Genomic DNA, 12,114 nt, shown 5'->3' with positions numbered 1-12,114 from the left:
GACCATGCTAGACCGGTCGACCGCTGCAGCCGCGCCGATCAGCCGCGACGACGCAGAGACGTCACCAGGTGGGCGAGCTGCGTGAGGCCGACGACCTTGGCAGCGGCGACGTACGTCACGGCCCCCGCGGCGCCTGCAACCACCGTCGTGACCAGCCCACCGAGGGCGCGCGCCGGCTCGAGGCCGGCGACGTCCAGGCCCCGGGCCACGCCGAGGGTCACGAACGCAGCGAGGCCCACGGCGAGCACCAGCCGCCGGACGAAGACGATCATCTCCCGGTCGACCACCGAGCCCGCCGTGCGCGAGAGCAGCGTGACCGACAGGACCGATCCCACGACGTAGGACAACCCGTAGGACAGCGCCAGCACCGCCGCGACGTCGTAGGGCTCGACGATCGACGTGAGCACGACGGCTGCGGTGATGTTGACGATAGAGATGACCAGCTGGATGAAGAAGGGCGTGCGGGTGTCCTCGTTGGCGTAGAACCCGCGCAGCATCATGTAGTGGATCGTGAACGCGATCATGGCGAGCGCGAACGCCTGCACCGTGTGGCCGATCGCGACGGTGTTGCCGCCGAGTGAGCCGACGGCGCCGGCGATCGCCGTGGCCGGCAGCGCGAGGCATGCCACCGCGACGGCCAGCGGCACGATGATCACCAGGGACGTGCGCACCGTGCGCCCGAGCTCGAGCCGGAAGCGGTCGTAGCGTCCCTCGTTGGCGAGGGCGGCGAGCGTCGGGATGATGGCCGTGGCCAGCGAGACCGTGATGACGCCGTGCGGCAGCTGACTGACCAGGAACCCAATGCTGTAGACCGCGAGACCGGCTGCCGGCTTGCCATCGACGGCGCCCTCGAGGTTGGCGCTCGTCGCGATGCGGGTGATCGCGAAGTAGGCGATCTGGTTGACCAGGATGAACAGCAGCGTCCACGTGCCCAGGCGCAGCGTGTGCCCCAGCCCGACACCGCGGAAGTCGAACCGCGGCCGGTAGTGGAAGCCGGCGCTCCGCAGGTAGGGCAGCAGGATCAACGCCTGCAGCGCGATCGCCACCGTCGAGCCCAGGCCCAGCAGCAGCGCCTCGGACGTGGTGAAGCCGTCACGGGCGTTGCTGGCGCCGAAGAAGACGTAGTAGGCCAGGATCACCGAGCACGCGACGACGTTGTTGACGATCGGTGCCCACATCATCGGGCCGAACCGTGCCCGGGCGTTGAGCACCTGACCGACCAGCACGAAGACGCCGTAGAAGAAGACCTGCGGCATGCAGAGCATCATCAGCAGCTCGGCGGACTCCCGCTGCGTCTGCAGCTGCTCGGTGAACAACCGGTCGTCGAAGACCAGGCGCATCAGCCACGGCACGGCCAGTGTCAGCAGGACCGTGGCGACGCCGAGCACCAGCGCGCCGAGGGTGATGACGCGGTTGGCGTAGGCGTCACCGCCGTCGTCGTCGTTCTTCATGGCGCGGACCAGCTGCGGCACCAGGACCACGTTGAAGATGCCGCCGGCGACGAGGATGTAGAGCGCGTTGGGGATCGTGTTGGCCGCCTCGAAGAGGTCGGCGTTCAGGGCCACACCGATGACCCAGGCCAGCAGGATGAGCCGCAGGAACCCCGTCACCCGCGAGACGATCGTGCCGAGCGCCATCCAGGCGCTGGCCCGGGCGACCGACTGGTCAGTCATCGTCGTCCGCGAGGCGCTCGGACGTGATGCGGACGCGTCGACGGTGGAACCGGCGCACCAGGGTGGCAAGGACGAACAGCGCCGCCAGCCCCATCGCGACCCACAGCACGGTGCCGATGCTGCTCGAGCGGACCTTGAACGTCGTCGGCGACCCGACGTCCTTGCCGTCGGCGGTCGTGAGGCGGGCGGTGAGGAACGTCGTCCGCTGCCGCCCGAGGTCGACCTGGACGGTGAGGGTGCGACGTTCGCCCGCGGCGACGTCGACCGAGCCGACCGACGGGATGGCCAGAGCCGGGTTGCTGGAGTCGAGGTCGACCCCGATGCGGATCTCCTCGCCGGTGTCGTTGCGGATCGTGAGCGGGAAGCCGCCCTTGGAGCTCGAGAGCGTGACCGACGGCGGTGCCTCGATCGAGATCTTGTCGAGCTCGGCACCGGTCTGGCGGGACTGGGCCGCGGCGAGCGCGAAGCCGGTGGAGCGGTCGAGACGCCAGCGGACGCCGAGGACACCGGCGACCTTGCGGGCCAGGGCGTCGTCGACCGCGTCGGACTGCGAGATGACCGAGCTGAGGGTGGCGCCCTTCGACACGATCTCCGACGCCTCGGCGAGTTGGGCCCGTGACAGGGGGCGGGCCTTGGCCGCGGTCGGCACGTCACCCGTGTAGGCCGCGAGGGGCCGGGTCAGCACGGAGTCGAGGCTCGCGCCGCGGGTGAACGGAGCGGTGAACGCGGCCGGGAGCTGACCGGTCGCCCACCGCGCGCCCGGGTCCCACTGCGGGTCGACCATCGTGACGGAGTCGGCGCGCGAGTCGGGGTCGATCGCCCGCTCCAGCACCGCGAGCGCCGCGTCGCTGAGCACGCGCTGACGCAGCGTCAGCACGGTGTCAGGGCCCGGCATGTCGGCGTCGAGCACGTCGTTGACCAGCAGGGGCAGCGGTCCGCTCGCGGAGGTGTACTTGACCAGCGATCCCAGCCGCGGCTCCCAGTCCGGCAGTGAGGCGGCGTTGACGATCACCGGGCTGTCGCCGTTGCCGCGCAGGCTCGTCAGCAGACCGCGGGTGACCCCGTCGCGGGTCGGCCACGAGACCCGCCGACCACTGAGCTGGTACTTCGCCAGCACCGAGTCGGTCACGCGGTCGATCGCCGCTCGCAGGGGACGCCGCAGGTCGGAGTTCTGCGACAGCGCCAGCACGTCGGGACGGTCGTAGTCGAGGACCCACGGGCTGGTCGACCGGGCGAACGTCAACAGGTCGGTGAGGAAGGTCGCGGCCTCGGCCTTCTGGTCGTCGGTGATCTCGACATCCTTCGGCAGGTGACGTGCGTTGGCGAGGTCGTCGACGCCGACGAGCAGCGCCGGGTCGACCAGCGCCGTGGCCCCGCCGTTGGAGCTGGAGGCGAGGTCGAGCAGGTTGCGCAGCTGGCCCCCGGCGCTCACCGAGCGCAGCAGCTGGGTCGGCTTGGCATAGGTGCCGTCGGCCCCGCGGTAGTCGGGCATCAGGAAGGGCCAGAGGATCGACGTCGGCACCGGGTCCTGGTCGGAGGAGATCAGGGGGAGGAACGTCGTGGCATGGGCCACGGCCTCCGGGCTGCGGATGCCGTTGTCGTCGGTGGCGAGGATCTGCACGCCGACCGGGTAGACCCCCTCGGCGCCGGTGACGCCCAGCTGCTCGTAGGGAACGGTGATGCGAAAGCGGTGGGACTGTCCGGGGGCGAGGTCGCCGAGCTCGTCGAACGTGCCGACGTCGACCACCCGCACGCCGGTGTAGGAGTCACCGTTGGAGACGGCCTCGTCGATCTGCGCGCGGGTCGTGAACGGCGACGCCGGGATGACCAGGTAGGCCTGGACCGCGCTCCAGGTCTGCTCGTTGCGGTTGGTGACCGTTCCGGTCATCGTGACGTTGGACCCGGGCGCCAGCCGGCTGGGGCTCAGGGAGCGGATCGCCACCGTGATGTCGGGGTCGTCGTCGGCCGCGACGGCCGGCGCCTGTGGCACCAGGAGCGCACCCAGAAGCGTCGCGAGCAGCGCGAAGAGGATCGTGCGACGGGGGCTGCTCACCCGAACATGCTAGACGTCCGTCCCGCAGGGCATGGGGACGCCAGTGCGGCCGATAGAGTATGTCCCCGTGCCCACGTCCCCGCTGACCCCTGACCGTCGGGCCAGGATCGACGCCTCGATTGCCGCTCACCCGTTCCTGGCCGAGCTCGGCGTGCTGTTCGAGGCTGCCGGCCACGAGCTCGCGATCGTCGGCGGACCGGTGCGTGACGCCGTGCTCGGGCGGCCCGGCAACGACTGGGACTTCACGACGTCCGCGCGTCCCGCCCAGATCGAGTCGATCGTCGCCTCGTGGGCCGACGCCGTGTGGGACATCGGCCGTGAGTTCGGCACGATCGGCGTCCGCAAGGGCGATCACCAGCTCGAGATCACGACCTACCGCAGCGACGAGTACGACGCGGGTTCGCGCAAGCCCGAGGTGATGTTCGGCGACACCCTCGACGGTGACCTCGCGCGCCGCGACTTCGCGGTCAACGCGATGGCGATCCGGCTGCCCTCGCTCGAGTTCGTCGACCTCTTCGGCGGACTCGACGACATCGAGAAGCGGCTCGTGCGCACACCGGTCACGCCCGAGCAGTCGTTCAGCGACGACCCCCTGCGCATGATGCGTGCGGCGCGCTTCGTCGCGCAGCTCGGCTTCACCGCCTCGCCCGACGTCGAGGCCGCGATGACGGCGATGGCCGGCCGTCTCGAGATCGTCTCGGCCGAGCGCGTCCGTGACGAGCTCAACAAGCTCATCACCAGCCCCCACCCGGTCGCGGGCCTGCGCCTGCTCGTCGGCACCGGTCTCGCCGCGCAGATGCTGCCCGAGCTCCCGGCGCTGATCCTCGAGCGCGACGAGCACCACCGGCACAAGGACGTCTACGAGCACTCGCTGATCGTCCTGGAGCAGGCCGTCGCGCTGGAGGGACGTCTCGACCAGGCGCCCGACCTGACGATCCGCCTGGCCGCGCTGCTGCACGACATCGGCAAGCCCAAGACCCGGCGCTTCCAGGACGGTGGCACGGTCACGTTCCACCACCACGACGTCGTGGGGGCCAAGCTCGTCCGCAAACGCATGCGGGCCCTTCGCTACAGCAACGACCTGATCGACAAGGTGGCGCTGCTCGTCGAGCTGCACCTGAGGTTCCACGGCTACGGGTCGGGCGAGTGGACCGACTCGGCCGTCCGCCGCTACGTCCGCGACGCGGGCGACCAGCTCGAGCGGCTGCACATCCTCACCCGGGCCGACTGCACGACGCGCAACCAGAAGAAGGCCCTGCGCCTGCAGCGCACCTACGACGAGCTCGAGGAGCGGATCGCGGTGCTGGCCGAGCAGGAGGAGCTCGGCTCGATCCGGCCCGACCTCGACGGCGGACAGATCATGGCGATCCTGGGCATCGGGCCTGGGCCCGAGGTCGGCGAGGCTTATCGCTTCCTGCTCGACCTGCGGATGGACCGCGGCCCGCTCAGCGAGGCCGACGCGACCGAGGCGCTGCGGGCCTTCTGGGCCGCCCGCGACTGACCGGCCACCGCCTCCGCACATGACGAGAGGGTTGCCGCCCCTCGGGGACGACAACCCTCTCGCGAGTGGTCCGGCAGTGGCTACTGCAGGCTGAAGCAGGGCTTGCTGAAGTCGTACGCCTCAGCGGTCGGCCCGGTGGTCAGCTCCTGCTCGATCGCGACGCCGGTCGGGGCGGTCTTGTCGACCTTGCTGATGACGCTCGACCTGAACGCCACCTCCGACGGCTCGCCCTTCGTGGCGCCGGCCTCGGCCGGGAGCATGTCCTCGTAGTCGACCTCGGTCAGCTCCTTGGCCGCGGCGACGAGGCTCTCACGGGTGATGCCGCCGTCCGCGTCGGCCTTCTTGAGCGCCGCGAGCAGCGGGTAGCTCCACACCCAGCCGGCGGTGTAGCCGTCGTTGGGCGTCACGTCGCCGAGCGCGTCGCGCATGGCCTGGTGTCCCGGCGTGTCGGTGCCGAACGGTCCCCACGGTCCGGCCTGGAAGTACAGCTTCTCCAGGGCCGGAGCGGCCGGCGACTTCAGCAGGGCCGGGTTCCACGTCGGGCTCGAGCCGACGAAGGTGCCGGTGAATCCCTGCGAGGCGGCGCCACCGACGATCGTGGCCATCTCGGCCGGACCGGTCGTCACGACGACGAGGGCCGGCTTCTGCTTGAGGATCGCGGCGATCGCCCCGGCCTGGTTGTCCTGACCGGCAGGAGTCTCGATCTTCTCGAACTTCAGGTTGTTGGCCTTCGCCGCTGCCTCCACGCCAGCGGCGGCGTCGCCTCCGTAGTCGCCCGGGTAGCCGACCGCGACGACCGTGCCCTTCACGCCGCGCTTGGCCACGGCCCAGTCGACGCCGTTCATGGCCTCGAAGCAGTAGTTGGCGCCGCTCTCCAGGATCTGGTCCTCGAACTCCCACGCCGAGTTCCACGAGGCCGGCAGGCCGATGACGTCGTCGGACTTCATGTCCTCGAGGATCGCGAGGGTCTGCGACGACCCGAGCGTCTGCCCGAGGGCGAGGATGTCCTTTCTCATCTCCTGGTACTTGCGGTTGTGGATCTCCGGGTTGTACTCCGCGTCCGCGATGTTGGACGTGACGTCGATGTCGTAGCCGCCGACGCCGCCGTCCTCGTTGACCTTCTTCCAGAACGCCTTCTGCGCGTCGGTGATCGGCACGGCGAGCGGGGCGAACGGTCCCTTGGTGAGGTCGGAGATGACGCCGAGCGAGATGCACCCGTTGTCCTTGTTGACGGCCTGCGGACACGGCTCGTCACTGATGCCGGGGCTGGACCCGGAGCCCGAGTCGCTGCTGCTGCGGCAGCCGCTGAGCACGAGCGCGGTCGCGGCGATCACGACGGACGCGCGTACGGCGTGGGGGTGGAGCTTCATCTGATCAGTTCCTTCGGTGAGTCGGGGTGCGGGTGCTGTGCCGCAGGAGCGGCGGACGTCAGGACAGGGTCAATAGGAGAAGGGCCACCCCTTCCAGTAGTTGCGGACGCGGGTCCAGATGCCGAACAGGCCCCGTGGCTCGAAGATCAGGAAGACGATGATCAGGACGCCGTAGAGGATGGCCTCGAGCTGGAACACCGAGAGCAGGCCACCTGAGCCGGACGACTCGCTGATGAACGGCAGCACGTGGGCGATCTCGCCGGAGATGCGTCCGAGCGAGCTGATGAAGATCGCGCCCATGATCGCCCCGGAGATCGTCGCGACGCCGCCGATCAGGATCATCGCGAGGTACTGCACGCTCAGCAGCAGCCCGAACGCGCTCGGCTCGAAGACGCCGACGACGGCGTAGTAGAGGGCGCCGGTGACGCCGGCGAAGAACGACGACATCGCGAACGCCATGACCTTGTACTTCGTGAGGTCGACGCCGATCACCGCCGCCGCGACGTCACGATCGCGGATCGCCGAGAAGGCGCGACCCACGCCGGACCGGGCGATGTTGCGTCCCAGGACGGCGAAGATGATGAGGAACACCAGCGCCATGAGGAACTGTCGCTGCTCCCGCGCGAGGTCGAGGCCGAGCACGACGCCGCTCTCGCCCATGTCGATGCCGAAGATGACCAGGTCGGGGCCCCGGCGGCCGACGCCGGGCCCACCGGTCAGGGTGCGGGCCTCCCGGAAGATGTGGTCGCCCAGGAAGACCAGGCCCAGCGTGACGATCGCGAGGTAGAGCCCGCGCAGCCGCACCGCGATCGGGCCGACCAGCAGGCCGGCGACCGCCGCGACGACGCCTGCTGCCGGCAGCCACACGTAGATCGGCAGGCCGTAGCCCGTGACGGCGGCGTCGGTGTCGCCGCCGAGCACGGCTCCGGTGTAGGCACCGAGACCTATGAAGAAGGCGTGACCGAGCGAGACCTGCCCGGCATAGCCGGTGACCAGGTTGAGGCCGATCGCGCCGACGGCCGAGATCATGCCGAGCGTCAGCACGAGCAGCAGGTCGTCGGTGACCATGAACGGGATCAGGAACGACACGACGATCAGCGCGATCGTCGAGCGGCGCTTGGCCGGCGTGTTGAGCAGCGCCATGTCCTGCGCATAGCTGGTGCGGACGAGAGGCCGTCCGCGGAGTCGGGAGGTCATACCCTCTCCACCTCCTTGGTGCCGAAGAGTCCATAGGGTCTGACCAGCAGCACCACGAACATCAGCGCGTACGGGGCGACGAGGGAGAAGTTGGCACCGAGCCACGGGGCGACGTCGGGCTGGAACGTGGCGGTCAGTGCCTCGACGATGCCGACGGCGAGCCCGCCGATGACGGCGCCCTGCACCGAGTCGAGACCGCCGATGATGATGGCGGGCAGCGCCTTGAGCGCGATGATCCAGCTGGTCTGCTCGATGCCCGCGTTGCCGGCGGCGACGAACGTCCCGGCGATGGCCGCGAGCCCACCGGCGATGGCCCACGCCAGCGCGAACACCGCGCCGACCCGGATGCCCTGGGCGAGCGCGGTCTCCTGGTCGAGCGCCGTCGCCCGCATCGCGAGCCCGGTGCGCGAGTAGCGGAAGAAGAGCGCGAGGGCGATGACGGCGACCGTGGTGACGGCGATGAGCCCGATCCGCTGCTGCGAGATCGAGACGCCGCCGACGCTGACCCGGTCGCTGCCGTTGGGGTAGTCGATGATGCGCGACTGCACGCCGATGTAGCGGTTGGAGATGATGCGCAGCACGATGTCGACGCCGATCGTGATGATCGCGAGGGTGAAGACCGGCTTGCCGAGCATGGGCCGCAGCGCGAGGCGCTCGACGATCATGCCGACGACGGCTCCGCACACGATGCCCAGCGCCATCCCGACCCAGAAGGGCAGGCCCAGCTCGCTGGTGAAGTGGTAGGAGAAGAGGCCGCCCACGATCATCAGGGCGGGCTGGGCGAACGAGATCACCCGGGTCGCCTTGTAGATCATGACGTAGCCGAGGGCGAGCAGTGCATAGATCGAGCCCTGGCTGAACCCGTTGACGATCGCCTGCAGGAAGTCGGTCATGAGGCCGCCCCGGCGTACATGCCCTCGATGTCGTCCGCGAACTGTGCGGTGATGGCCGATCGCTTGACCTTCTGGGTCGCGGTCAGCTCTCCCTGCTCGTGGTCGAGCTCCTTGGGCAGCAGCCGGAACGCCTTGATCGTCTCGACCGCGGCGAGCTGGGCGTTGGCCGCGTCGACGATGCCCTGCACGAGCTCGACGACCTCGGGCTTGGTGGTCAGGTCGCGATAGGTCGTGAACGACAGCCGCCGCTTCTGGGCCCAGCTGCCGACGGTGTCGAGCTCGATGCCGATCAGGGCGGTGAGGTACTTGCGCCGGTCACCGATGACGATGGCCTCCTTGATGTAGGGCGACGCCTTGAGGCTGTTCTCGATCTCGCTGGGAGAGATGTTCTTGCCGCCTGCGGTGATGATGATGTCCTTCAGCCGGTCGGTGATCTTGACGTGCGTGCCGTCGACCCACTCGCCGACGTCGCCGGTGTGCAGCCAGCCGTCCGCGTCGATCGCGGCGGCGGTCGCCTCGGGGTTGTTCCAGTAGCCGGCGAACGTGCCGGCGTGACGCGTGAGGATCTCGCCGGTCTCGTCGATGCGCAGCTCGGTGCCCGGCTGCACCTCGCCGACGGTGCCCACCCGCACGCGTCCCTTGACGTTGGCGGTGGCGATCGCGCTGTTCTCGGTCATGCCGTAGACCTCGTACATCGGCAGCCCGATCCCCATGAAGAACTCGAGCACCTCGGGCGAGATGGGTGCGGCGCCCGACGCGGCATACCTGACCTTCGACAGGCCGAGTCGTTCGCGCAGGGGGCGGTAGAGCATGACCCAGCCGACCGCGTAAGCGATGCGGGTCGCGGCGGTGTGTCGCCCCTGCCGCGCGACGAGCGTGCGGCCGATCCAGCGCGAGACCTTCATCCAGACCGCGAAGTTGGCCCGCTTGAGCCGCGACGCCCCGGACATCCGGATCTGCACGCCGGCGACGAGCTTCTCCCAGATGCGGGGGACGCCGAACAGCAGCGTCGGCTGCACCTCGCGCAGGTTCTGCTGGACGGTGTCGATCGACTCCGCGAAGTTGACCTGCGTGCCGAGCCCGGCGTTGTACCAGGTCGTGAAGACCCGCTCGGCGACGTGGCACAGCGGCAGGTACGAGACGACCTGGTCCTTCTCGCCGGCCGGCGGGTCGATGAAGGCACCGTCGTCCTCGAGCGTCTGCAGGACGAACTCGATGTTGCCCATCGTCAGCATCGCGCCCTTCGGGGGCCCGGTGGTGCCGGACGTGTAGACGAGCGTCGCGAGGTCGTCGCTGCGCACCGCGTCGGTCCGGGCCTCGAGCGCGCCCGGATGGGCTGCGCGGTGCTCGGCGCCGAGGGCGAGGAAGGCCTCCCACGACATCAGCCGCGGGTCGTCGTAGCGGCCGACGATGCCGCGCGGCTCGAGATAGACCAGGTGCTCCAGGGCGGGCAGCTCGGCCGAGACCTCCAGCGCCTTGTCGAGCTGCTCCTGGTCCTCGACGACGAGCAGGCGCGACCCGGAGTCGGCCAGCACGTGCCGCACCTCGGGGGCGGGGTTGGTCGGGTAGAGCCCGACGGTCGCCGCCCGGGCCGCGGTGATGCCGATGTCGCAGAACAGCCACTCGCGGCGGTTCTCGCTGTGCACGGCGACGCGGTCGCCGGGCTCGACGCCGAGCGACAGCAGGGCGTGGCCCACGAGCGACGCGGCGTCCCAGTAGTCGGCCCAGGTGACGGGCTCCCAGAGCCCGAGGTTCTTCTCGCGCATCGCGATGCCGCCCGGCGTGGACGTCGCCCGCGCGCGGATCCGCTGGGGCAGCGAGGTCTGTGCGGTCATGCGCCCTCCTCCAGGTCGACGTCGGGCGTGCCGAGATAGGCCCGGATGACCTCGGGGTCGGCCTGCACCTCGGCCGGGAGGCCGGTGGCGACGGGCCGTCCGAAGTCCATCGCCATGACCCGGTCGGCCAGGTCCATGACCAGGCCCATGTCGTGCTCGACGAGGATCATCGGGATGCCCAGCTCGCTGCGGATGTCGAGGATGAACCGCGCCATGTCCTCGGTCTCCTCGCCGTTCATGCCGGCGACCGGCTCGTCGAGCAGCAGCAGGCGCGGCTCCATCGCGAGCGCCCGGCCCAGCTCGATGCGCTTCTGGATGCCGTAGGGCAGCAGACCGGCCGGCATCCGCCGGTAGGCCTCGATCTCGAGGAAGTCGATGATCTCCTCGACCCGGCGCCGGTTGCGCACCTCGGCCTGGCGGGCCCGGCCGACCCACGCGACGGCCGACGGCCAGCCGTAGCCGACGTGGTGGTGGCGGCCGAGCATGAGGTTGTCGACGACGTCGAGGTTCTCGAACAGCTCGATGTTCTGGAAGGTGCGGGCCATGCCGAGCCCGGCGATGACGTGCGGCTTGCGCCCCAGCAGGTCGTCGCCGAGGAACGTGACGCTGCCGACCTGCGGACGGTAGACGCCCGACAGCACGTTGAAGATCGACGTCTTGCCGGCGCCGTTGGGGCCGATGATCGCGAACAGCTCGTTGTCGTGGACGTCGAAGCTGACGCCGCTGAGGGCCTTGACCCCGGCGAAGTTGAGCTCGACGTCCTGGACCGAGACGACCGGCGTGCTCATGAGAGCCACCGCTTGCGGCGCTTGTAGTGCTTGACGTCGCGGTACGACGTGGCCAGCTCGCCCCGACCGAGGTAGAAGTCGCGGATGTCGTCGTCCTGCAGCAGCTCGGCCGCGGGCTTGTCCATCACGACCTTGCCGTGCTCCATGACGTAGCCGTGCTGGGCGATCGAGAGCGCCATGGTCGCGTTCTGCTCGACGAGCAGCACCGTGGTGCCGCGGGAGTTGATCTCGACGACGATCTCCTTGATCTGCTGGACGATCTTGGGGGCGAGCCCGAGGCTGGGCTCGTCGAGCAGGAGGTAGGTGGGCTCGGCCACGAGCGCGCGACCCATCGCGAGCATCTGCTGCTCGCCTCCGGAGAGGTAGCCCGCGGTGCGCTTGCGGCGCTCCCGCAGGACCGGGAAGAGCTCGTAGACCTCCTCGATGCCCTCGGCGAGCCCGCTGGAGCGGGTGTGGCCACCGACGCGGAGGTTCTCCTCCACCGTGAACTCGCTGAACACGCGGCGTCCCTCGAGCACCTGGCCGAGGCCCGCGTTGACGATGCGCGGCGCGTTCCAGGTGTGGATCGCGGTGTCGTCGAGCAGCACCTGGCCCTTGGTGACGCGGCCGTCGTGCACGTCGAGCAGCCCGGTGAGCGCCCGCAGGAGGGTCGTCTTGCCGGCGCCGTTGGCCCCGAGCAGCGCGACGATGGACCCCTGCGGGACATCGAGACTCACGCCACGGAGGACCTGGATCACGTCGTTGTAGACAACTTCCAGATTCTTCACCTGCAGCATGGATCACCCGTCCCCATCGGTCTGGCGG

At 69.7% G+C, this 12,114-nt stretch carries 9 protein-coding genes; 1 reads left to right on the top strand and 8 read right to left on the bottom strand.

The genetic code is table 11. The features are described 5' to 3' along the window. Positions 1–38: 38 nt before the first annotated feature. Positions 39–1,673, bottom strand: a complete 1,635-nt coding sequence (murJ, locus tag HQK15_RS04075) for a murein biosynthesis integral membrane protein MurJ (RefSeq protein ID WP_173490125.1) — start codon at positions 1,671–1,673, stop codon at positions 39–41. Then, entirely contained in the window at positions 1,666–3,726 is a 2,061-nt protein-coding gene (locus HQK15_RS04070; RefSeq protein ID WP_173490124.1) for a DUF6049 family protein, read from the bottom strand. Before HQK15_RS04070 ends, murJ begins: the two co-directional genes overlap by 8 nt. 67 nt (positions 3,727–3,793) lie before the next feature. Here HQK15_RS04070 and HQK15_RS04065 point away from each other — a divergent pair, with 67 nt between their 5' ends. Next, positions 3,794–5,227, top strand: a complete 1,434-nt coding sequence (locus tag HQK15_RS04065) for a CCA tRNA nucleotidyltransferase (protein WP_437340239.1) — start codon at positions 3,794–3,796, stop codon at positions 5,225–5,227. 80 nt (positions 5,228–5,307) lie between these two features. Here the strand turns inward: HQK15_RS04065 and HQK15_RS04060 are convergent, their stop codons facing one another. From HQK15_RS04060 to HQK15_RS04035, 6 genes are all read right to left on the bottom strand, one after another. Beyond that, positions 5,308–6,597: an ABC transporter substrate-binding protein gene (locus HQK15_RS04060; RefSeq protein WP_173490122.1), complete on the bottom strand. Its 1,290-nt coding sequence runs from the start codon at positions 6,595–6,597 to the stop codon at positions 5,308–5,310. Positions 6,598–6,666: 69 nt separating this feature from the next. After that, positions 6,667–7,794, bottom strand: coding sequence for a branched-chain amino acid ABC transporter permease (locus HQK15_RS04055; RefSeq protein WP_173490121.1), 1,128 nt, complete (start codon positions 7,792–7,794; stop codon positions 6,667–6,669). Beyond that, entirely contained in the window at positions 7,791–8,687 is an 897-nt protein-coding gene (locus HQK15_RS04050; protein WP_173490120.1) for a branched-chain amino acid ABC transporter permease, read from the bottom strand. Before HQK15_RS04050 ends, HQK15_RS04055 begins: the two co-directional genes overlap by 4 nt. Next, positions 8,684–10,522, bottom strand: coding sequence for an AMP-dependent synthetase/ligase (locus HQK15_RS04045; RefSeq protein ID WP_173490119.1), 1,839 nt, complete (start codon positions 10,520–10,522; stop codon positions 8,684–8,686). Before HQK15_RS04045 ends, HQK15_RS04050 begins: the two co-directional genes overlap by 4 nt. Beyond that, entirely contained in the window at positions 10,519–11,310 is a 792-nt protein-coding gene (locus tag HQK15_RS04040; protein ID WP_173490118.1) for an ABC transporter ATP-binding protein, read from the bottom strand. The genes HQK15_RS04045 and HQK15_RS04040 overlap by 4 nt, the downstream gene beginning before the upstream one ends. Next, positions 11,307–12,086, bottom strand: a complete 780-nt coding sequence (locus HQK15_RS04035; RefSeq protein ID WP_173490117.1) for an ABC transporter ATP-binding protein — start codon at positions 12,084–12,086, stop codon at positions 11,307–11,309. Before HQK15_RS04035 ends, HQK15_RS04040 begins: the two co-directional genes overlap by 4 nt. Between the last annotated feature and the right edge of the window lie 28 nt (positions 12,087–12,114).

The organism is Aeromicrobium stalagmiti (genome assembly GCF_013283745.1).
GTDB classification, from domain to species: domain Bacteria; phylum Actinomycetota; class Actinomycetes; order Propionibacteriales; family Nocardioidaceae; genus Aeromicrobium; species Aeromicrobium stalagmiti.
The sequence above is the reverse complement of the archived record's forward strand: the minus strand, read 5'-3'. Positions and strand labels throughout refer to the sequence as shown.

What these genes read in the sequence shown, in the direction of transcription:
- murJ (WP_173490125.1), bottom strand. Translation starts at nt 1,673, where the DNA reads ATGACTGACCAGTCGGTCGCCCGGGCCAGCGCCTGGATGGCGCTCGGC.
- HQK15_RS04060 (WP_173490122.1), bottom strand. Translation starts at nt 6,597, where the DNA reads ATGAAGCTCCACCCCCACGCCGTACGCGCGTCCGTCGTGATCGCCGCG.
- HQK15_RS04055 (WP_173490121.1), bottom strand. Translation starts at nt 7,794, where the DNA reads ATGACCTCCCGACTCCGCGGACGGCCTCTCGTCCGCACCAGCTATGCG.
- HQK15_RS04050 (WP_173490120.1), bottom strand. Translation starts at nt 8,687, where the DNA reads ATGACCGACTTCCTGCAGGCGATCGTCAACGGGTTCAGCCAGGGCTCG.
- HQK15_RS04045 (WP_173490119.1), bottom strand. Translation starts at nt 10,522, where the DNA reads ATGACCGCACAGACCTCGCTGCCCCAGCGGATCCGCGCGCGGGCGACG.
- HQK15_RS04040 (WP_173490118.1), bottom strand. Translation starts at nt 11,310, where the DNA reads ATGAGCACGCCGGTCGTCTCGGTCCAGGACGTCGAGCTCAACTTCGCC.
- HQK15_RS04035 (WP_173490117.1), bottom strand. Translation starts at nt 12,086, where the DNA reads ATGCTGCAGGTGAAGAATCTGGAAGTTGTCTACAACGACGTGATCCAG.